This is a genomic window from Microterricola viridarii, from assembly GCF_001542775.1.
Taxonomy (GTDB): domain Bacteria; phylum Actinomycetota; class Actinomycetes; order Actinomycetales; family Microbacteriaceae; genus Microterricola; species Microterricola viridarii_A.
Map to the genome: position 1 here is coordinate 424,807 of NZ_CP014145.1, position 21,135 is coordinate 445,941.

The window sequence follows — 21,135 nt, forward strand, 5'->3', positions numbered from 1 at the left end:
AAAGAATTCACCGATCGCTTTTCGGCCCCGGCGCCTGTCGCCGGGGCCGATTTGTTTAACCGCCCTAGCATGGGGGGCATGCGCTCGATTTCCCTACGCCGAACAGTCGCTCTCGGCCTCAGTTCCCTCGTCCTCTTCACCGGGTTGAGCCTCGCTCCCGCTGGAGTGGCGTTCGCGGAAGAGGGGATCGACTGGACGTCGGTGCAGCAGGATGAGCTCGAGTCGCTGGTTGCCCCGGATGCAGAGGCTGAGGTGCCGGCTGAGGAACTCGGCGTAGAGCCGGAGGACGGAGCCGAAGAATCGTCCGAAGAACCGACCGAGGAACTCGGCGTTGACCCGGAGGGCGGCCCCCTCATGCAAGGCCGCAGCCTCGCGGCACCGCAGGCCGCCACGTCGTCGAGCTTCGATCCCGGAAACATCATCAGCGACTACAACTTCTTCAACTCCTGGGCCATGACGGAGGCCGAGATCCAGTCGTTCCTCGACCGGACCATCTTCGCGCCGTGCGAGAACTCCAACTGCCTGAACGTACTCAAGATGAACACCCCGAACGCGTCCTGGTCGTGGGGCACCTGCGCTCCCTACGCCGGGGCCGCGAATGAATCGGCAGCGCGCATCATCTACAAGGTGCAGCGGGCATGTGGACTGAGCGCCAAGGTCATCCTCGTCACGCTCCAGAAGGAGCAGTCGCTCATCACCCGCAACGGGCCATCCAATGAGATCTTGCGCAAGGCGATGGGCATGGGCTGCCCCGACACCGATGTCTGTGACTCCCAGTACTACGGCTTCTTCAACCAGGTGTACGCCGCCGCACGCCAGATCGTTTGGTACACGAACCCCGACAGCTCGATGTACAAGAGCAAGAAGTTCGAGGTCGGCCAGGTCAAGCCCGTCCAGCTGCACCCGAACGCCGGATGCGGGGCCCCCGGCGTCAAGATCGGCAACGTCGCGACCGCCGCGCTCTACCACTACACGCCGTACCAGCCCAACGGCCCCGCGCTCGCGGCCGGATGGGGCTCCAGCGGCGACCCCTGCTCCAGCTACGGCAACCGCAACTTCTCGCTCTACTACAACGAGTGGTTCGGCAGCCCGACGTCGAGCCCGTCACCGACGGCCCAGCGGATCGCCGGAGCAGACCGCTACGAGACGGCCGCAGCCATCTCACGCTCGAGCTTCAGCGGCGAGAATGTCGTGCCCGTCGTCTACGTGGCGACCGGCCTGAACTTCCCCGACGCGCTGTCCGCGGCGCCCGCGGCAGCGGCCCAGGGCGGCCCACTGCTCCTCGTGCGCGGCGACATGGTTCCCGCACCCACGATGGCGGAACTGAAGCGCCTCGCGCCGAAGAGGATCGTCCTCGTCGGCAGCGCCGGAATCATCGACGAAGCCACGAAGAACGCCCTGGCGACCGTGGCGCCCGTTGAGCGCATCGCCGGCGACGACCGTTATGAGACGTCGCGCAAGATCATGGAACGCGTATTCCCCGCAGTGACCGCTGCCTACGTCGCCACCGGTGATGACTTCCCTGACGCTTTGTCTGCGAGCGCGGCAGCAGGCGCGAAGAAGGTCCCCGTGCTCCTCGTGCGTGGAACGGCCGACCAGGCGGATGCCCAGACGGTGGCCTCCTTGAAGAAGGTCGGCGTCACGAGCGTCAAGGTCGCGGGCGGGCCGACGATCGTCACCCCCGCCATCCTGGACTCGCTCACAAAGTCGGGAATCACCTCGAAGCGCCTCTCGGGTGTCAACCGCTACCTCACCGCCGTCGAGATCAACAAGGACGCCTTCCCGAAGGCCAAGGTCGCCTACATCGCAACGGGCGCATCGTTCCCCGATGCCCTGGCCGGGGCCGCAGCGGCCGCGCGGGAGAACAGCCCGCTGTACCTGACCGCGGAGTCCTGTGTGAAGCCTGAGCTGCGGGCAGACCTCAATGCGAAGGGTGTGACCTCCCTGAAGCTGCTGGGCAGCCCGGGAGTGATGAGCGAGTCGATCGCCCGCCTCGCCGTCTGCTGAGCCGGCGGCCTAGCGGCTCGAGCGGCCGACGTACCAGGACCGGAGCGTGAGCCCGGTGCGCAGAAGCAGGCGCACCGGGGCCAGCCACGGCCCTGAGTACTTCTTCTGCAGGTAGCGATACGCGCTGTCATGGTGGGCGCGCAGCATGCGCGCCGACTCGGTGTTGGTGGAGTGCGCGCCCGTGTGGGTCACCGCGGCATCCGGAACAAACCGGTTGAGCCAGCCAGCCTTGCCCAGCCGGTAGCCCAGGTCCACGTCTTCGAAGTACATGAAGTACTCCTCGTCGAAGCCGCCCAGTTGTTCGAAAGCCGAGCGGCGCACGAGCAGGCACGAGCCGGAAAGCCACCCGACATCGCGGGTGCTGCTCATGTCGTTGTCGGCCCAGTATCTGCGGGTCCACGGGTTGCTCGGCCAGACCTTCGAGAACAGGGCGTGCCCGACGCCGTACCGCAGAGACGGCAGCGTCCGTGCAGAGGGGTAGACGGTGCCGTCGCTGTTCAGCACCGTGGGGCCGGTCGCACCGACACGGTCGTCGGCGACGAGGGCGGAGTGCAGGCGGGTGATCGCCTGCTCGTGCACGGCGACATCCGGGTTCGAGATGAGCACGGCGTCGATGTGCGCAGGCAGGGTCTTGACTGCCGCATTGATGGCGCCGCCGTAGCCGCGGTTCTCGCCGAGCTCGATCACGGTGGCGCCGTGCTGTGCCGCGATCGCACGCGTGGTGTCGAGGTCTTTGGACATGTTGTCGGCGATGACAACAAACAGCTTCTCGGCTTCGCTGGCGACGAGGGAATCCAGGAAGGGCGCGAGGTGCCGGCTGGAGTTGTACGTGACGGTCACCACTGCGGTGGAGCCGAGAGCTGAGGGAGACATAGACGCCCAGTTTAGACTGCGGCAGCTGGCCGTGTTCTCGGTGCGCGTCGGCTCACTGCTCCCGCTCACAGAGGGCTTGCTAGACTTGCGACGCTGTTCGGGGCCTGTCCGGCTGCGGCAAAACAGAGCAAAGGATAGTTCTTGGGTTCCATCAGTAGGTTGGTGCGGCGCGCCGCGGATCGTGGTCCGCGCGTCGTTGTACGCAAGGTGGGAACAGCCTTCGCGCTGGTGCGTCGAGAGGGTCTCGGGTCGACGGTTCGCTACACGCGCCGCAAGCTCGCTGGCGCCGCTGCACCGCAAACCCCCACCCTGCTCGTCTCGATGGAGGACGCGGCAGCCGTCGACTGGACGATCACGCCCGCCTGGCAGAGCGACCCCATCACGGTCGCCGGTGGACCCGTGACGATCGCCTGGATCATGTCGCCCCCGGGCGCGAGAGCGGTGGGCACCAGAACCTGTTCCGCTTCATCAACTTCGCGGAGCAGGCCGGCCATGACTGCCGGATCTACTTCTACCACGCAGCCGGTGGCGTCGACATCCCGTCCATCCGCGCCATGCTGGCGGCGTCTGAGGCCTACCCGAACCTGAAGGCGAAGCTGGCCGTGTACGACCCGGCCGTCGGCGTCGCCGCAGACACCCAGGCGCTCTTCGCCACCGGCTGGGAGACCGCCTACCCCGCCCACCGCGACGCCTCCCTCGCCAAGCGGTTCTACTTCGTGCAGGACTTCGAACCCAGCTTCTACCCGCTGGGCAGCGAGGCCATCCTCGCCGAGAACACCTACAAGTTCGGCTTCCACGGCATCACCGCCGGCGGGTGGCTCTCGCACAAGCTGCACAGCGAGTACGGCATGCGCACCGATCACTTCGACTTCGCCGTCGACAAGAGCCACTACCGGGTGACGAACACCGAGCGCCGCAACGAGATCTTCTTCTACGCGCGCCCCGTCACGCCTCGCCGGGCGTTCGAGTTCGGGCTCCTCGTGCTCGCCGACTTCGCCAAGCTCAAGCCGGATGTCACCATCAACCTGGCCGGCTGGGACGTCTCGAACTGGAAGATCCCGTTCGAGTACGAGAACCTTTCCAGCCTTCAGCTCTCTGAGCTCAACGAGGTGTACAACCGTTGCGCTGCGGGCCTCGTCATGTCACTCTCGAACATGTCCTTGTTGCCGCTCGAGCTGATGTCCAGCGGTGTCACGCCGGTCGTCAACGACGGCCCGAACAACCGCATGGTCTCGGACAACCCCAACATCGAGTACGTCCCCATGTCACCGCAGGCGATCGCTCGCAAGCTCGCCGAGGTGATTGACCGCGAGGATGCCGTCGAGCGCTCGCTGGCGATGTCGGCATCCGTCGCCGCCGTCGACTGGGAAGACTCGGGCACTGCCTTCGTGCAGGCGTTCGAGGGAGCAATGCGTGGCTAAGGCTGTCGTCATCGGGGCGAATGGTTTCATCGGCTCCCACCTCGTTGACGGACTTGCGGCCGCAGGGCACGAGGTGCGCGCCTTCGACCGGTTCAGCGCCCGGAAGCCCACCTTTCAGTCCAAGAACGTCACCGTTCAGCTCGGCGACTTCCTCAACCGGGCCGACCTCGAGCAGGCGGTTGCCGGGCAGGACCTGGTCTTCCACTTCCTCTCCACGACGACGCCGGCCACCGCAGCGGCGGACCCGACGCTCGACATCCGCACGAACCTCGCGCAGTCCGTTGAGCTGTTCCACAGTGCCGCAGAAGCCGGAGTGAAGCACGTCTACTTCGCGTCGACGGGCGGGGCCATCTACGGCGAGCAGGGCAAGGCCGAGTACTCCGAGGTCGACCCCGCGTTGCCCGTCTCGCCCTATGCGATCGGCAAGCTGGCCATCGAGCGTTACCTCAGCTACTTCGCAGCCACCCACGGGCTCGCCTCGACGGTCTTCCGCATCTCGAACCCGTACGGCACGCGCCAGCACCCCAACAAGAAGCAGGGCCTGATCCCGATCGCGCTCCGCCAGATCCTCGCGGGGGAGCCGGTGCTGCAGTACGGCGACGGATCGATGGTGCGGGACTACGTCTTCGTCGAGGACCTCATCTCGATGATCGTGCCGCTGGCCGGTCGCGAGACGGCGCACTCGCTGTACAACCTCGGGAGTGGCGCCGGCCACAGCGTGACCGAGGTGCTCGACGCCCTCCGACGGGTCACCGAGATCGACTTCGCCGTCGAGACCCGGGACGTCCCGCCGACGTTCGTGGACCGTGTCGTGCTCGACACCACGAGGTACGAGAGCGAGTTCCCGGGGGCACTCCTGACCACGCTCGACGACGGCATCCGCAAGACCTTTGACGAAATGAAAGCTGAACCCCGTGCCTGAGCAACCCCGTGCATCCGTCGCAATTCTGACGTACAACGGCGAAGACTACCTCGAACACATCCTCAAGCAGCTTCGCCTGCAGGAGTTCGAGGGCGAATTCGAGACCATAGTGATCGACTCCGGCTCCACCGATTCAACGCTTGAGATCGTGTCGCGTTTCCCCGAGGTGCGTCTCATCACCATCCCGAACGAGGAGTTCGGGCATGGCCGCACTCGCAACCTCGCCGCCCGCGAGGCACGCGGTGAGTTCATCGCCTACCTCACCCACGACGCGGTTCCGAGCGATGAGCACTGGCTCGCCGAGCTGATTGACCCGTTCGACCGCTTCCCCGACGTCGTCGCCGTGCTCGGCAAGCAGATCGCCCGACCGCGCGCGTTCCCGCTGCAGAAGTACGAGATCCACGGCACGTTCCGCAACCTCGGACCCGACTTCGGCACGACGATCTTCTACGACGCCCCCTTCGCGGCGACCCAGGGCATCCGAGACGCGATGGCCTTCTACTCGGACGTCAACTCGGCGGCCCGACGGGCCTTCCTCGTCGACGTGCTGCCGTACCGCAACGTCCGCTACGCCGAGGACCAGCTCTTCGGCCGCGACATCATCGACAGCGGCTACGCCAAGGCCTACGCGGGCCGGGCATCCGTGCAGCACTCCAACGACCTGACGCTCTCCGAGTACGGCCACCGCATCTTCGACGAGACCGTCGGCCTGCGCCAGATCGGCCACGCCATCCCTCCCATCTCGAAGTGGGCAGCTCTGAAGCACAGCCTGCGCGGCTCGCTCGGCGACTCGGCGCGTATCGTGCTCGACCGCGGCTACAGCTGGAAGCGCAAGCTGTACTGGCTGGCGATCAACCCGTTCTTCCAGTTCCGCAAGTGGTTCAGCTACCAGGCGTCGACCCACGTCGACATCGCAGACACCGGCGCCATCCGTGCCGGATCGCTGGAGCACAAGCGCAAGACGCGCGACGAGAGCTAGAGGCGACACCCCGGCCACACAGAAAAGTGCCGGCGCGAGGCAGATGCCTTGCGCCGGCACTTTTCTGTGTGCGCCGTGAAGCGCCTAGCCGGTGACGGAGACCGACGGGGTCAGGCGCAGGATGCCGTTTCCGTAGTCGGTGCCGCGCACATCGAAGCTGCCGGCCGGCGTCTTCAGGTCGAAGTTCTGGCCGGCCTTGTTACCCAGCCCGATATTGATCAGGTACTTGCCCGGGCCGACGCGGAGGTCGGGGATACTGAAGGTCAGCTCGTGGCGCCCGACCGTGTTCGGCAGCGTGATCTGGTCGAATGTGGTCATGTTGTAGAGCTGCAGGCCGAGCGTGTTCTCGATCGAGAACCCGACGCCCCAATCCGGTGTGGGGTCGTTGATATCCACGCTGAGGCGGGCCGTGAGCTGTGCCGTGTCGCCGTGCATCTCGGTGTCAACAGAGAAATCGGCGATCTCGTAGGCGAGCCCCTTCGGGCCGGTGCTGTGCGCGGCCAGGTCGTGGCGGCGCACATCCTCGTAGCCGTTGCGCAGGATGCGGATGCCTTCGCTGGGCTCACCGTCGTACTGCATGACGCCGCCGTTGAGCACGACGACGCGGTCGCAGAGGCTGCCGACCTGGTCGGCCGAGTGGCTCACCAGAACGATGGTGCGGCCCTCCGTCTGGAACTGTGCGATCTTCTCCATGCACTTGCGCTGGAACGGCTCGTCGCCGACGGCGAGCACCTCGTCGACGAGCAAGAGGTCGGGGTCCACGTGCACGGCTACGGCGAACGCGAGCCGCACGTACATGCCGGAGCTGTAGAACTTCACCTGGGTGTCGATGAAGGACTCGATGCCAGAGAAGTCGACGATCGCGTCGAAGTACTTGTCGGTGTCCTTGCGGGAGAGGCCGAGGATGGCGGCGTTCAGGTAGACGTTCTCACGGCCGGTCAGGTCTTGGTGGAAGCCGGCGCCGAGCTCCAAAAGCGCAGCGAGTCGGCCGCGCCGGGAAACGGTGCCGCTCGTGGGCTGCAGGATTCCGCCAATGACCTTGAGCAGGGTGCTCTTGCCCGATCCGTTGTGCCCGACAAGCCCAACCGTCGAGCCGAGCTCGATGTTGAGGTCGATGTCGCGCAGCGCCCAGAAATCGTCGCGGTGCTTGCGCGCCGACTGGAAGTTGAGCGTGCGCTCCTTGAGCGACTTGTCCTTGTGCATCACAAATCGCTTGGACACATCGTTAACGCTGACCAGCGTGGGGTTCGTCATCTAGAGCTCCTGGGCAAAGTTGCCCTGTAGGCGGGAAAAGATTCGCTGGCCGAGCCAGAGCAGCACCACGCTGACGAGCAGGGTGATGAGCAGGCGCAGCTCGAGGTCCGGCGGCCAGTACTGCGCGAGGGTGCCCGTCGCGGTGCTGCCGGCATCCCAGAGGCCCTTCTGCATGCCCATGATCACGATGGTGATCGGGTTGGACAGGTAGAGCTGTTCGAGCCAGTTGCCCTGCAGGTGGTTGTGCACGAAGGTGAACGAGTAGACGATCGGGGACGCCCAGAACAGCAGGATGAGGGCGATCTCGACGAGGTGCTGGGTATCGCGCAGGTAGACGTTCATCGCCGCGAGGATGAGGCCGACGGCGACCGCGAAGAGGATCGCGGTCAGGATGGACACCGGGACATAGAGGAGCCGGGCGTCGAGCGGGAAGCCGGAGATCACGGCCACGGCAACGAGCAACACCGCGAACTGCACCATGAAGTTGAAGAGTGCACCGCCGACCGCGCTGAGCGGGAAGATCTCGCGCGGCAGGTAGACCTTCTTGACCAGCCCGGAGTTGGCCAGCAGCGACGTCGTCGATCCGGAAAGGATCTCGGTGATCAGGCCCCACATGGTGAGTCCGATGAAGACGAAGATCGCGAAGTCGGGGGTCTGGCGGGCGGCGCCGAGGATCTGCCCGATGGCGAAGTAGTAGATGAACAGCTGCAGGATCGGGCGGCCGAGGCTCCACACGATACCGAGGGAGCTGCCCTTGTAGCGCGCCTTGATCTCGCGCCGAACCAACAACACGAGGAGCTCGCGGTGCGCCCAGATCTCCTTGAGGGACTTGATCGTTCCCGAGAAGAAGCCTGTCGACTGCCCGATCGGCACCAGTGGTTCGGCCGCGATTCGTGCGGCACGCGCCTGGACGTCTGCCTGCATCGTGCTCATTTCTTCTCGGGTTGGTTCACTGCCGGGGCGGCGTCTCTGGCCGCCAACAGGCAGTGCGCATCTGACGAAGATGCAATCTGATCGATTCTAGGCGATCTCTGCCGAGTGGTCGGTGTGAGCCATGCCCCAGGTGGGGGGATGTCGGCGCGCTCTGCCGGGGGACTGCCAGAACGCACCGGATAGACTGCATCGGTGAACAACGAGACCCCCGCCAACGCTCCATTGTGGCGCGGTGGACTCGCGCTTGTCGCCATCCCGCTGCTCCTTCTTGTTGCTCTGGGCGCTTGGGCCGTTGCCTCACCGGCCGGATCCAGCCCGGACGACGACTTCCACATGACAAGCATCTGGTGCGGTGCCGGCGAACGCCCCGGGTTCTGCGAGAGCGTCCCCGGCGTGCCGAACGAGCGCGCAGTGCCCGCGCTCGTGCTGGAGGCCGCCGACTGCTTCAAGGCGAACCCGAACATCAGTGCCGCTTGCCAGGCGAGCGACCCGGCACACCCGGACGCGCTGGTACAGACCGCCCGCGGCAACTTCGTCGGCGCCTACCCGACCGTCTTCTACTCGGTGATGGCCCCGTTCGTCGGCGCAGACGTCACCGCGTCGGTCGTGACCATGCGCGTGGTCAACGTCGTGCTTTTCCTGGCCATCGGGACGGCGCTCTACCTCTTGTTGCCCGCACGCCGGCGCCCGACGCTGATGCTGGCCTGGCTGATCGGTCTGGTACCGCTCGGCATCTTCCTCATCACGTCAACGAACCCCAGCGGCTGGGCCGTGATCTCGGCCGGCACCGTCTGGCTCGCGACGCTTGGCTTCTTCGAATCCACTCGCTGGCGGGCGGCCGGGCTGGCCGTGCTCGCCGGCATCGGGGTCGTGATGGGCGCGGGCGCCCGCGCAGACGCCGCCATCTACGCCGGCATCGCAATCGTCCTGGCGACGCTGCTCGCATTCGACGGCCGGTCACGCACGTTCTGGCTGAAGACCATCGTGTCGGTCGGCCTGGGACTGCTGGCTGTGGCGCTCTTCCTCTCGTCGCGGCAGGGCAGCATTGCATCGACCGGGTTCAGCGGGCACTCGAGCCCGGCCAGCGTGCCCACGATCGACCTCATCGTCGGCAACCTGCAGGAGGTCCCCGAACTGTGGGCTGGCGCCTTTGGCTTCTGGGGGCTCGGTTGGCTCGACACCATCATGCCGGCCGCCGTCTGGGTCACCGCGGGCGCCGCCTTCGCCGCCGTCGCGTTCATGGGGCTGCGCTCGATGGACTGGCGCAAGGGCATCGCGCTGCTCGCGGTGTTCGGGGCGCTCGTCTTCTTCCCGACCTGGATCCTGGTGCAGAGCAAGACGTTCGTCGGATTCGAGGTGCAGCCGCGCTACATCCTTCCCCTGATCGTCATGCTCGGCGGGGTCGCCATCGTGCAACGGGGCATGCCGGCGTTGCGGTTCACCATCACACAGTTCGCCGTGCTCGGCGCGGGCCTCGTGCTCGCAAACGCCCTGGCCCTGCATGCCAACATGCGGCGCTACATCAGCGGCCAGAGCACGCTGGACTGGAACCTGAACCACTTCGTGCAGTGGTGGTGGCCGGTTGGCCCCGGCCCGATGGTCGTCTGGGCGCTCGGCTCGGCCGCCTTCGCCGGCGCCGTCGCGCTCGTGCTGCTGGAACTTCACCGTCGGCAGAACGACACGGCCGACACCCAGCGCGCCGGGGCGGAGGGACTGCTCAGTGTCCGATGACACCGCTCCCGGCGCGGACGCGCCGCAGGCCGTGCGGCCTCGCTCCGCGCTCTCACGCCTGTTCGCACATTCCGGCGTGCGCTACCTCTTCGCCGGCGGGCTGAGCTTCCTCGTCGACTTCGGCCTGCTTGCCCTCTTCCACGTGGTCTTCGGATGGCCGACCGGCATCGCCGCCGGGGTTGCCTTCGTCGGCAGCTTCGCGTTCACCTACACGATCCAGCGCACCTTCTCCTTCGGGGCGCAGACCCCGCACGGGCGTGCGCTCGTGCGCTACACACTGCTCGTCGCGGCCAACACGCTCGCGACGATGGGCATCGTCGCGTTGATCGACAGCACCGTGGCCGGCTGGGGAGTCGGCAAGGTGGTCGCTACGATTGTTACCACGGCGTGGAACTATTTCGCTTACCGCTACTGGGTGTTCGCGCCGACGCAGACTGCTGCGCCCGACGTTGAACCCGAAACACAGAACTGAGAGCTATGTACAACGGGGCAAAGATCGCGGCAGTCGTGCCTGCCTACAACGAGGCGAAGATGATCCTCACCGTGATCGACACGATGCCTGATTTCGTCGACCACATCGTGATCGTCGATGATTGCAGCCCGGACGAGACCAGCGCCGTCGTCGCCTCCAGCTCCGACCCCCGCGTGCACCTGATCCGCCACGAGGTCAACCAGGGCGTCGGCGGCGCGATCCTCACCGCCCATCGGGCGGCACTCGAACTCGGCGCCGACGTCAACGTCGTCATGGCCGGCGATGCCCAGATGGACCCGAACTACCTGCCGACGTTGCTCGACGCCGTCACCTGCCAGGGCTACGGCTTCGCCAAGGCGAACCGGTTCTTCTCGCCCGAATCCTTCCAGGGCATGCCCGGATACCGGGTGGCCGGCAACATCATGCTCTCGTTCATGACCAAGCTGGCGTCGGGTTACTGGCACCTCTTCGACCCGCAGAACGGCTACACCGCCATCCGCACGAGCGTGCTGAAGCGGCTCCCGCTCGATCGCATCGCCCTCCGCTACAGCTTCGAGAACGATCTGCTGATCCACCTCAACATCCTCCAGGTGCCGGCTGTCGATGTGCCGATTCCCGCTGTCTACGGCAACGAGGTCTCCAGCATCCGACTGAGCAAGGTGGTTCCCGAGCTGCTGAGCCTGCTCACCAAGGGGTTCTGGCGTCGGATCTGGTACCGCTACGTGCTCTGGTCCTTCTCGCCCATCGCGCTGCTGCTGTTCGGCGGCATACTGCTGTCTGGCATCGGGCTCGCCATCGCTGTCTGGGTGTGCTTCCAGATCGCGGCATCCGTGGTTGCGACGGCCGCAACCGTCATGCTCGCCGCGCTTCCGTTGATGCTCGGATCGCAGATGCTGATCAGCGCCTGGCAACTGGACATCCAGGCGAGCCCCTCGACGCCCAGCTACCCGCCGTTCACCGAGTAGGCAGCAGGAGGGCGGGCGCCTCGGCGTCGACCGGCGCTTCGACATCAACCGGCGCCTCGGCGTCGACCGGCTTCTCCGCCCACGCTGCCCACACCACGGCTATGGCCGCGAGGCCGAGCACGAGCGCGATCACCCAGGTGAACGGCCCAAGCGGCGGGTACCAGTGGGCGGCATGCAGGAAGTCGCCCCACCAGCCGTCGATGCCGACCGCGTACCTCTTCGTTGTGAACAGCAGCGTGTACGCCTGCACGGCCGTCACGAGTGCCACTACGAGGATGAGCGCCTTGCGCTGCACCCGCCGTTCCAGACGCACCGCAGGGTCAGCCTGCATCAGGATGACCGCGCAGGTCACCGCGAGAGCGGCGAACGCGATCAGTGTGTAGCGCCCCTGCCAGATGTACCCGGATGCCTCGATGGAGGCCGCCTGCATGGCCGGCGGGATGAGGAAGAACATCGCAAGCGCCATCAGCAAGGCGGCGATGTCGCGGCCTCTGGCCACAATGGCAGCCGCAAGCACGAGGCCAAGCGAGAGGAAAGACCACAGCACGAAGGTGATCTCGGGCGCGGGGGTGTCTAGCCAGCCGAACAGGCCGATCAGGCCCGGGTCGAATGCCCGGTCGACCAACATGGTGACGAAGGCCCGGACCGGGGTAACGGCTCCGGCACCGGAGAAGCTGCCCATGGACCCGAGCGTGCCCGAGTAGAGCAGCCACCAGACCGCAAAGCCGACACCGGCCGCCAGTGCGGCCAGTGCGGCCCACGCCGCGGGGCGCGCAAGCAGGGCACGCAGCCGCGGCCAGGGGGCGCCGACGATCGCGATCAGCGCGATTGATGCCATCCAGAGCGGCGACAGCCCACGCGTGTTCGCCAACAGGGCGCCGCTCACCGCCACGACAGCCACTGCCACAGCGGGGGAGCGCAGCTCCGGCCCGCGCACGAGCAGGAGCAACACCGAGAGCAGGGCTGCCCCTGTTGCCACCTCGAGCGCATTCGGGTTCACCGCGCCGGTGAGGAAGAACACGGTCGGTGTGAGCACCGTGAGCGTGGCGATGCCCGCGATGAATGGGCGCCGGAAGGTCAGCAGGGCCGTCATGGTGACGGCGAAGAAGAACGAGACGAGCACCGCGCTCACCACGCGCATGCCATAGACGGCGAGGCGCGGGTCATCGGTGAGGAGAGAGGGCCACCCGACCAGGGCGTAATACACCGGGTTGTAGAGCCCGGCCGAGGTGACGGTCGGCGTGAGCTTGCCGTCCGACACAAAATTCGGGAGGCAGCTGGCCGGTTGGGAGCTGTCATGGGCCGTGCAGGCCCACTCCTGCGCACTCGCCAGCCCACGGGGCACCGCCACCTCGACGACGCCGGATTGCTCGGATCTCTGGCCGAGCCACTCGCCCTGGGCCACGGCAGCGGCCTTGATGATGTGGGCGGGTTCGTCGGGGCTCGCGCCCATCGGCGTCGCCAGTGCCCAAGCGGATGCCGCAACGGCTGTCCCAGCCCACAACACCAGAAACGTCAGCCAGGTGCGCGCCCGAACGGCGCGCAGCACACCTCGGCAGGCGCCGATCACTGCTGGGCGGTGCCGATGACGCGGTACACGACGCCCGGCCACTGCTCGGCGGCGCTGACACGGCGACCGTCGATGAATGCCCGGACGCCGGGAAGATCGGCCGGACCGATTGCGGAGTAGTCCGAGTGGTTCGCCTGCACGATGGCCGCGTCGATGGGCGTGCCCAGGGTGTACGGCTCGAAGCCGAGCGCCCGGAGCTCGTCATCGGAATAGAGAGGGTCGTGCACAAGCACGTGGGCGCCGCGGGCGTTGAGAGCCTCCGCCGTTCCGAAGACGCCACTGAACGCGGTCTCTTTGACACCGCCGCGGTAGGCGGCGCCGAGGATGACGACGCGGGCACCGTCGATGGAGCCGTATGCGCCCTCCAATAGGGTGACGGCGTGGGCCGGCATGGCCGCGTTCGCCTCACGTGCCGCCCGCACAATCGTCGCGTCGGGGTCTTTCCACAGGTAGAGCCGCGGGTACACGGGAATGCAGTGCCCGCCGACCGCGATGCCGGGCTGGTGGATGTGGCTGTACGGCTGAGAGTTCGAGGCCTCGATCACCGAGTAGATGTCGATGCCGATCTTCTCGGCGTGGCGCGCGAACTGGTTGGCCAGCCCGATGTTGACGTCGCGGTACGTGGTTTCGGCGAGCTTCGCGAGCTCTGCGGCCTCGACAGAGCCGAGGTCCCAGACGCCGTTCGGCCGCACCAGGTCGGGACGCTCGTCGAACTCCAGCACGCTCTCATAGAACGAGGTGGCCAGTGCGCTGCCGGCGGGGAGAGGGAGCCGATGAGCTTGGGGTACTTGCGCAGGTCGGCGAAGATCCGGCCGCTCAACACGCGCTCCGGCGAGAACACAACGTGGAAGTCGGCACCCTCGCGCAGGCCAGAGGTCTCCTCCAGCATGGGCACCCAGCGTTCCCGTGTCGTGCCGACCGGCAGAGTGGTCTCGTAGGAGACGAGAGTGCCGGGCGTGAGGTGTTCGCCGAGCTGCCGGGTTGCGGCGTCCATCCAGGTGAAGTCCGGGCGCGCATCGAGGTCGACGACGAGCGGGACGACGATGACGACGGCATCGGCGTCCGGAACGGCGTCCGCGTAGTCCTGCGTCGCGCGCAGCGCCCCGGATTCGATGACGGCGCTCAGCCGCTCGGGCAATTCGGCCTCGCCGGGGAATGGCACTCGGCCGGCTGCGACCTCGGCTACGGTCTGCGCATTGACGTCAACGCCGACCACCTCGTGGCCTCGTGACGCGAACTGTACGGCAAGGGGAAGGCCGATTTTTCCGAGAGCAATGACCGCGATTTTCATGTTGCCTATATTCCTTCGGGCTGTGGGTGGACGCACCCGTGGTGTGACCATTCTAGGGCGAGCGGCTGAACGGCGTGGCTGGGGCTGGCACAGGGGGCGCCGGGGCGGCAGGGGCTAACGTTGACCGCATGGCAGCTACGGTGAACGGCGATCTTCGAGCGCGGCTTCTCGGCCGACTCGACCTCCGCCGGAGCGAGGGAATCGGCCTGGCGCACCGCGGAGCCCTCTCGCTCGTCGGCGTCATGCTGCAGGGTGGCGTCCGCTTCCTGTACAGCGTTTTGATCGGGCGCTTCCTCACGCCGGCGCTGCTCGCAGCGACCAACAGCGCCATCTCGCTCGCGCTCTTCGTCAGCCTGCTCTGGCCGACGGCCACTGCCACCGCGGCGACGAAGTTCGTGTCCCGCGCCCATGGCGCCGGCGACGCGCCGCTGGCGTTGGCCGTGGCCAAGCACCTGGGACGCGTCTCGATGGTGGCGGCCGGCGTGCTCGGTGTTGGCGCCGGCGCCTTCTCATGGTTGTTCCAAGACCGGCAGGACCTCGGAGCCGCCATCCTGGTCACCTTGCTGGTGCTCGCCTGGTCCGGTTACACCTACGTGCGTGGCCTGCACTTCGCCGTGCAGCAGGTCGCCAGAGCCACCCTCTGGGATGGCATTTCGGCGATTGTCGCGCTCGCCCTGCTGGTCGTCGTCATCGTGGCCGGCGCGGACGCGCTCCTGCTCGCGCCTCTGACGGCCGGCTACGCGCTGTACGCCATCTGCGGGTGGCCCCGCGGGGAGAAGAGCGGATCGCTCCCGGCCGCGCTCCGTTCGGAGATCAACCACTTCACCTTCTGGACGGTCATCGGCACGCTCGCCAGCACCGGTCTGTTGCAGCTGAGCATGTTGGTGGCGCACGGAACGAGCAGCCCGGAGGACGCGGCGCTCTACGCCGTCGCGCTGACCTTGGCCACGCCGCTCTCCATGCTCGCCCGTTCCTTCTCGCTGGTGCTCTTCCCCTCAATGGCGCGGGCCACCGGGCGCGCGGACCACGCCTCGGTGCGCGCGCAGACCGACCTGTCAACGCGGGGCCTGGTGGCGGCCATGGGTCTGCTGTTCGGCGCGCTCGCGATTGTCGGCAAGCTCGTCATCGTCATCGCCTTCGGTGCGCGCTACGCCGACGCCTTCGTGCCGCTCGTCATCCTCCTGGCCGCTTGTTTCCTCGTCACGGTGAACATCGGCGTGGTCAATGCGCTGAGCGCCGGCACGCAGTCCGGTGTGCGCCTGCCGGCCCTGTTCAGCGTCGTCGGCATGGTTATCGGGCTCTGCACCATGGCTCTGACCGTTCCGGGTGGCGGGATCACCGCGGTCGCGGCGGGCTATCTGGCCGGGGCGGTCATCATTGGCCTGGCCCCGATCATCTGGGTCTGGGTGCGCGAGGGCATGCGCTGGGGATGGACGTTCCTCCGTGCTCTGTTCGGGGTTGGATGCGCTGCAGCGCTGATCGTTCTCGACGAGCTCTGGGGAGTGCCCGCATGGGCAACGGTGGGCACCGCTGCGGTGTTCGCGATCATCTGGCTCGGCCTGATGTGGCCTGAGGTGCGCATGATAGGTTCTATGCGGCGGTTGCGCATCTGAGCTCGCCCCGCCTCTCAGAAAGGTCATGACTGACGTGGTATTCGTTGCACCGGGGGCGGATGTCGCTGAATCCGCCGTCATTGGAGACGGCTCGAAGATTTGGCACCTGGCCCAGGTGAGGGAAGCCGCACAGCTCGGCGAGAACTGCATCGTCGGTCGCGGCGCCTACATCGGCACCGGCGTCGAGATGGGCGACAATTGCAAGGTGCAGAACTACGCGCTGGTGTACGAGCCGGCCAAGCTCGGGCATGGCGTGTTCATCGGCCCCGCCGTGGTGCTGACGAACGACACCTACCCGCGTGCAGTAGCACCGGACGGCAGCCTGAAGAGCGCAGATGACTGGACCGCCGTCGGCGTGACCATCCACGACGGCGCCTCAATCGGAGCGCGCGCCGTGTGCATCGCCCCCGTGACGATCGGACGGTGGGCCACCGTTGCCGCCGGAGCCGTCGTCACGCGCGATGTGCCCGACTTCGCACTGGTGGCGGGTTCGCCCGCCCGCCGGATCCGCTGGGTTGGCCGGGCCGGAGTGCCGTTGGAACTGCGCGACGGCGTCTGGGTGTGCCCGGCGACCGGGGCCGAATACGTTGAAGATGGCGAAGAGTTGAAAGAGGTACACGCGTGAGCGCGGAGCAAGAGTTCATCCCGGCAGCAAAGCCGATCGTCGGAATGGAAGAACGCGAGGCCGTTGACGCCGTCCTCGCCGGCGGCATGCTGGCACAGGGCGAAGAGGTGGCATCGTTCGAGCGCGAGTTCTCGGCCGAGCTGCTGGACGGCCGCGCGGTCGCCGCCGTCAACTCGGGAACCGCCGGACTGCACCTGGGACTGCTCGCGGCCGGTGTCGGCCCGGGCGATGAGGTCATCGTTCCTTCCTTCACCTTCGCGGCGACGGCGAACTCCGTCGCCCTCACCGGCGCCACCCCGGTGTTCGCCGACATCGAGCCCGACCACTTCTGCCTCGACCCGCAGGCCGTGGCGTCGGTGATCACCGAGCGCACCGTCGGGATCATGCCGGTGCACCTGTACGGGCACCCGGCCGACATGAACGCCCTGGGCGCGCTCGCCGCCGAGCGGGGCCTGCAGATCTTCGAGGACGCCGCGCAGGCGCACGGTGCGAGCCTGGACGGACGCCGCGTCGGTACATTCGGCACGTTCGGAATGTTCAGCCTGTACCCGACCAAGAACATGACCTCCGGTGAGGGTGGCATGGTCTCCTCATCCGACCCCGATGTGGACCGCCGGGTGCGTCTGCTGCGCAACCAGGGCATGGAGAAGCAGTACCAGAACGAGCTCGTCGGCTTCAACGCCCGGATGACCAACATCCACGCGGCGATCGGCCGCGTGCAGCTGAAGAAGGTCGGCGGGTGGACCGCGACACGGCGGGCCAATGCCGCTCTCTTCGACCGCGAGCTGACCGGCGTCATCACCCCGGCCGTCGCCGCGGGTGCCGAGCACGTCTACCACCAGTACACGATCCGCGTGCCGGAAGACCGCGACGGCTTCGCGACCGCGCTGCGCGAGGAGTACGCGATCGGCTCCGGCGTCTACTACCCGATCCCGAACCACCGCCTGCCGAGCTTCAACCGGGTCGAGGACCTGCCAGAGACCGAGCGCGCCTCCCGCGAAGTGCTCTCGTTGCCGGTGCACCCCTCCCTGTCGCCGGCCGACCTGGACCGCATCGTGACCGCGGTCAACACCCTGGCGAAGGCCGGAAGCTGATGGCCGACCTCAGAGTCGGGCTCATCGGGCTCGGAATGATGGGACGCCACCACGCGCGGGTGATCCGTGAGGTGGACGGCCTCGAACTGGCTGGCGTCGCGGATGCCCAGGGTGATCCCCATGGGGTGGCGGGAGGACTTCCCGTCTGCGGCAGCGTCTCCGAGCTCATCGCGCAGGGGATCGACAGCGCCGTCGTCGCCGTTCCCACAGCCTTCCACGAAGCCGTCGCACTGGAACTGGCCGAGGCCGGCATCCACGCCCTGATCGAGAAGCCCATCGCGAGCAGCCGCGCCGAGGGCGCGCGCATCGTCGATGCTTTCGAGGCTCGCGGCCTCGTCGGCGCTGTCGGCCACATCGAGCGGTTCAACCCGGCCCTGCAGAGCCTGCGGGCACGCCTCGAAGCGGGCGACTTGGGCCAGGTGTACCAGATCACCACCCGCAGGCAGGGCCCGTTCCCCTCGCGCATCGCCGACGTCGGAGTCGTCAAGGACCTGGCAACGCACGACATCGACCTCACCGCCTGGCTGGCGCAGAGCGCGTACCACTCGGTGCACGCGCGCACCACCACTCGGAGCGGGCGGCAGCATGAGGACATGGTGACGATCTCGGCCGAACTCACCAACGGCGTCATCACCAGCCACCTCGTGAACTGGCTCTCCCCGATGAAGGAACGGATCACGGTCGTGACCGGGGAGCGCGGCGCATTCATCGCAGACACGGCGACCGCCGACCTGACGTTCTATGAGAATGGCACCGTCAACACCCAGTGGGACTCGATCGCGGCGTTCCGCGGAGTCTCAGAGGGCCCGGTCACCCGGTTCGCACTGGTCAAGATGGAGCCGCTGCGTGCGGAGCACGAGGCGTTCAGGGACGCAGTGCTCGGCCGGCCCTCCGGCATCGTCACGCTGCGCGAGGGGCTGGCGACTTTGGAGGTTGCCGAGGCTGTTCTCGCGTCCGCCGCCGAGAACTCGGTTGTGCTGCTCTAGGAATGGCTAAGCGAACGCGGCCTGTTGTCGTGGCGAGCCGCATCTACGCCCCAGAAGGCGGCGCGGCGGCGTACCGGCTCGCCGCGCTCGTCGGCGAGTTGATCGACTCCGGTATCGAGACAGTGGTTGTCACGTCGCAGCCGGTGCCTGCGGTTGCGAGCACGCCCACCGTGAGGCGGTGGCCGGTGCTCCGTGACTCATCGGGCGCCGTGCGCGGCTACCTGCAATACGCCAGCTTCGACATTCCGTTGTTCTTTCGGCTCTGGGGTGTGCGCAACCCGCGCGCCCTGATCGTCGAGCCGCCGCCGACGACCGGCGTGATCGTGCGCATCTCGGCCCGGCTGCGCGGCATCCCCTATGTCTACTTCGCGGCGGATGTCTCGTCGAGCGCGGCCGCGGGGATCGGCGTCAACCCGGTCATCGTCCGGGTGCTTCGGGCGGTCGAGAGTTGGGTGCTGCGTGGCGCGGCGCTCGTGCTGGCCGTCTCGGACGGCGTGCGCGACGAGGTCCAGACCCTCGGCGTGCGGCCGAACCAGGTCGCCGTCGTCGGCACCGGCATCGACACGGCCACCTTCGCGTTGGATGGCGCGCTCCCGGATTGTGACGCGCCCTACTTCGCCTACGCAGGCACGATGTCCGAGATTCAGGGAGCCGGCGTCTTCCTCGACGCCTTCGCCGTCGTGGCCGCCGAACACCCGAGCGCCCGGCTGGTGCTGCTGGGCGGGGGCACGGAACTGGACGCGCTGCAACGCCGCGCACAGGAATCCGGGTTCGGGGAGCGCATCGACTTTCTGGGCAGCAGGCCGGGCGCAGAGGCGGCACGGTGGCTGCGCGGGGCCGTAGCCGGTCTGGCCTCGGTCCGCCCGGGACGCGGCTACGACTTCGCCTTCGCCACGAAGACCTTTGCGAGCATCAGCACCGGTACACCCGTCGTGTACGCCGGAGTCGGGCCCGCCGCCGCGCTCGTGCGCGAGCACCGCCTGGGCTGGGCGACCGACTGGGCCGCAGACGAGGTCGCTGATGCGATGCGGGCGGCACTGGCCGGCGCTGCCGCCTCTCGGGACGCGGACGAGCGGGCGCGACTGTCGAACTGGGTCCGTGACAACTACTCGCTGACGGCCGTCGCGGCCAACGCGGTGCGCGCGGTGCGTGGAGTGCTTCCCGCCTAGTCGGTCGGAACGCCGTCGAGCAGCCGCGTGAGCAGCGCGCGCTCGACGTCCTCGTCCTGCTGCGAATTGAGCACGGCCGCCGCCTGCGACGACGCCTGCTTGAACGCCTCCACCTGCTCTGAGCTGAGCCCGGCGAGCACGTCGACCAGTCCCTGCGTTGTGAAGTCGGCGCTGATCCGGCCCAGACCGTACTGCGTGATCAGGGCATCCGTCTCGACGGCGCTGCTGAAGACCAGGCCGAGGCGCGCCTGCACAAAGTCGAAGAACTTGTTCGGAAGCATGTAGCGGTGGTTGGCGGTGTGCGGCGGCAGGATGAAGACACCGAGGTCGTAGGCGTTGAGCGTGGCCGGCAGTTCCTCCGGCTTCACCGCCGGGTGGAAGGTGATGCGCCCGCTGCCGCCGGCCTGATCCTTCAACTGCTGCCAGTAGCGCCCGCCGTCGCCGCCCTTGACGAGGTACAGGTCGAGGCTGAACCGTTCGTCGAGGAGAAGCGTCGCCTCGATCAGGTTCTCGATACTGCGTCCGGGGATGGCCGCGCCGCTGTGCACCAGCCTGATCCGGCCCGGCTGGAGCGGAGACGGGGCCAGGTCCTGGAACGGGATCGCGTTGCGCACGACAGAGACGTCCACACCGAACTGCTCGCGATACAGCCGCGCGATCGACTCGTTGACGGTGGTGATCGCCGCGGTGCGGGGGAGGTACTTGGCGCAGAGCGCCCGCATGAACGGCGCGACCAGCAGCCGCCAGGACAGGACGTGGGTGCGCTCCTCCGGCGCCCACTCGTGCATATCGCCCCAGACCGGGGCCCCGTGCGCGACGGCGTGCGCCAGGGGGAGGGCGCGGGCCTCGTTGGCCACGATCAGGTCGAATCGCTGCTCGCCGACCGCAGCGAGGGCCGCCCGGGCCGCCGGGGCCAGCATCTCGGCTGCGGTGAAACGGCGCAACGCCAAGTTCACCACCCCCGGAATCGTCTGCGGCAGCGAGGGCAGTGACGGGTCGATTGAGAGGTGGGCGGCGACACCGCTGGGCGCCGAACCATAGCCGAGGGTGGTCACGTCGCCGAACTCCTGCAACACGCGGAGCTGGCGCAGCACACGGGCGTCCGAGGGGAAGTTCGAGAAGGAAATGGAGAGGATGCGGGGGCGGCGAGGCATATGGACAAGTGTAGGCCGCGCGGTTCGGCGGCCCCCGGGCGCGGCTGGCCTAGGCTGGGACGACCCCACTGATATC

18 protein-coding genes and 1 pseudogene are annotated in these 21,135 nt (G+C 67.4%); 12 read left to right on the top strand and 7 right to left on the bottom strand.

The genetic code is table 11. From position 1 onward, the window contains the following. Positions 1-78 precede the first annotated feature (78 nt). Positions 79-2,007, top strand: coding sequence for a cell wall-binding repeat-containing protein (locus AWU67_RS01925; RefSeq protein ID WP_160329706.1), 1,929 nt, complete (start codon positions 79-81; stop codon positions 2,005-2,007). Between the two features lie 9 nt (positions 2,008-2,016). Here AWU67_RS01925 and AWU67_RS01930 read toward each other — a convergent pair whose 3' ends face one another. Then, a complete protein-coding gene (locus tag AWU67_RS01930; RefSeq protein ID WP_067226043.1) occupies positions 2,017-2,880 on the bottom strand; it encodes a glycosyltransferase family 2 protein in 864 nt (287 codons plus the stop codon). A gap of 260 nt (positions 2,881-3,140) precedes the next feature. Then, complete coding sequence (locus AWU67_RS17465) at positions 3,141-3,374, bottom strand: hypothetical protein (protein ID WP_067226046.1); 234 nt, start codon at positions 3,372-3,374, stop codon at positions 3,141-3,143. 60 nt (positions 3,375-3,434) lie between these two features. Between AWU67_RS17465 and AWU67_RS01940 the strand changes: the two genes are divergently transcribed. Genes AWU67_RS01940 through AWU67_RS01950 form a run of 3 tightly spaced genes read left to right on the top strand, consistent with a single transcriptional unit; the run spans position 3,435 to position 6,202 of the window. Then, positions 3,435-4,301, top strand: coding sequence for a glycosyl transferase (locus AWU67_RS01940; RefSeq protein ID WP_067226049.1), 867 nt, complete (start codon positions 3,435-3,437; stop codon positions 4,299-4,301). Beyond that, positions 4,294-5,223: an NAD-dependent epimerase/dehydratase family protein gene (locus tag AWU67_RS01945; protein ID WP_067226052.1), complete on the top strand. Its 930-nt coding sequence runs from the start codon at positions 4,294-4,296 to the stop codon at positions 5,221-5,223. The genes AWU67_RS01940 and AWU67_RS01945 overlap by 8 nt, the downstream gene beginning before the upstream one ends. Then, a complete protein-coding gene (locus AWU67_RS01950; RefSeq protein WP_082716702.1) occupies positions 5,216-6,202 on the top strand; it encodes a glycosyltransferase family 2 protein in 987 nt (328 codons plus the stop codon). Before AWU67_RS01945 ends, AWU67_RS01950 begins: the two co-directional genes overlap by 8 nt. Before the next feature lie 84 nt (positions 6,203-6,286). Here the strand turns inward: AWU67_RS01950 and AWU67_RS01955 are convergent, their stop codons facing one another. Both AWU67_RS01955 and AWU67_RS01960 read right to left on the bottom strand, forming a co-directional pair. Beyond that, positions 6,287-7,456: an ABC transporter ATP-binding protein gene (locus tag AWU67_RS01955; RefSeq protein WP_067226059.1), complete on the bottom strand. Its 1,170-nt coding sequence runs from the start codon at positions 7,454-7,456 to the stop codon at positions 6,287-6,289. Further along, entirely contained in the window at positions 7,457-8,380 is a 924-nt protein-coding gene (locus AWU67_RS01960; protein ID WP_082717121.1) for an ABC transporter permease, read from the bottom strand. It lies immediately after the preceding gene. 201 nt (positions 8,381-8,581) lie between these two features. Between AWU67_RS01960 and AWU67_RS01965 the strand changes: the two genes are divergently transcribed. From AWU67_RS01965 to AWU67_RS01975, 3 genes are read left to right on the top strand one after another with little or no spacing between them, the layout of a single operon-like run. Next, on the top strand, positions 8,582-10,120 hold the full coding sequence (locus tag AWU67_RS01965) for a DUF2142 domain-containing protein (protein ID WP_082716703.1): 1,539 nt from the start codon (positions 8,582-8,584) through the stop codon (positions 10,118-10,120). Then, on the top strand, positions 10,110-10,592 hold the full coding sequence (locus AWU67_RS01970; RefSeq protein WP_067226068.1) for a GtrA family protein: 483 nt from the start codon (positions 10,110-10,112) through the stop codon (positions 10,590-10,592). The genes AWU67_RS01965 and AWU67_RS01970 overlap by 11 nt, the downstream gene beginning before the upstream one ends. A gap of 5 nt (positions 10,593-10,597) precedes the next feature. Continuing rightward, positions 10,598-11,557, top strand: coding sequence for a glycosyltransferase family 2 protein (locus tag AWU67_RS01975; protein ID WP_067226069.1), 960 nt, complete (start codon positions 10,598-10,600; stop codon positions 11,555-11,557). Here AWU67_RS01975 and AWU67_RS01980 read toward each other — a convergent pair. Together AWU67_RS01980 and AWU67_RS01985 are read right to left on the bottom strand one after the other, a co-directional pair. Continuing rightward, positions 11,547-13,106 carry a DUF2142 domain-containing protein gene (locus AWU67_RS01980; RefSeq protein ID WP_129586607.1) on the bottom strand — a complete coding sequence of 520 codons (1,560 nt, stop codon included), beginning with the start codon at positions 13,104-13,106 and terminating at the stop codon, positions 11,547-11,549. The two genes, AWU67_RS01975 and AWU67_RS01980, sit on opposite strands and share 11 nt — an antisense overlap. A 17-nt stretch (positions 13,107-13,123) precedes the next feature. Then, positions 13,124-14,418: pseudogene (locus AWU67_RS01985) on the bottom strand (nucleotide sugar dehydrogenase). A gap of 128 nt (positions 14,419-14,546) precedes the next feature. Here AWU67_RS01985 and AWU67_RS01990 point away from each other — a divergent pair. From AWU67_RS01990 to AWU67_RS02010, 5 genes are read left to right on the top strand one after another with little or no spacing between them, the layout of a single operon-like run. After that, positions 14,547-16,031, top strand: a complete 1,485-nt coding sequence (locus AWU67_RS01990) for a lipopolysaccharide biosynthesis protein (RefSeq protein WP_129586608.1) — start codon at positions 14,547-14,549, stop codon at positions 16,029-16,031. A gap of 25 nt (positions 16,032-16,056) precedes the next feature. Further along, positions 16,057-16,656, top strand: a complete 600-nt coding sequence (locus AWU67_RS01995) for an acyltransferase (protein WP_067226077.1) — start codon at positions 16,057-16,059, stop codon at positions 16,654-16,656. A 44-nt stretch (positions 16,657-16,700) separates the two neighbouring features. Further along, positions 16,701-17,750 carry a DegT/DnrJ/EryC1/StrS family aminotransferase gene (locus tag AWU67_RS02000; RefSeq protein WP_067231915.1) on the top strand — a complete coding sequence of 350 codons (1,050 nt, stop codon included), beginning with the start codon at positions 16,701-16,703 and terminating at the stop codon, positions 17,748-17,750. Further along, complete coding sequence (locus AWU67_RS02005) at positions 17,750-18,736, top strand: Gfo/Idh/MocA family protein (protein ID WP_067226080.1); 987 nt, start codon at positions 17,750-17,752, stop codon at positions 18,734-18,736. The genes AWU67_RS02000 and AWU67_RS02005 overlap by 1 nt, the downstream gene beginning before the upstream one ends. Before the next feature lie 2 nt (positions 18,737-18,738). After that, the gene (locus tag AWU67_RS02010; protein ID WP_082716705.1) at positions 18,739-19,905 is read left to right on the top strand and encodes a glycosyltransferase; all 1,167 of its coding nucleotides are present in this window, start codon (positions 18,739-18,741) and stop codon (positions 19,903-19,905) included. Here AWU67_RS02010 and AWU67_RS02015 read toward each other — a convergent pair. Continuing rightward, a complete protein-coding gene (locus tag AWU67_RS02015) occupies positions 19,902-21,059 on the bottom strand; it encodes a glycosyltransferase (RefSeq protein ID WP_067226083.1) in 1,158 nt (385 codons plus the stop codon). The two genes, AWU67_RS02010 and AWU67_RS02015, sit on opposite strands and share 4 nt — an antisense overlap. Positions 21,060-21,135 lie beyond the last annotated feature (76 nt).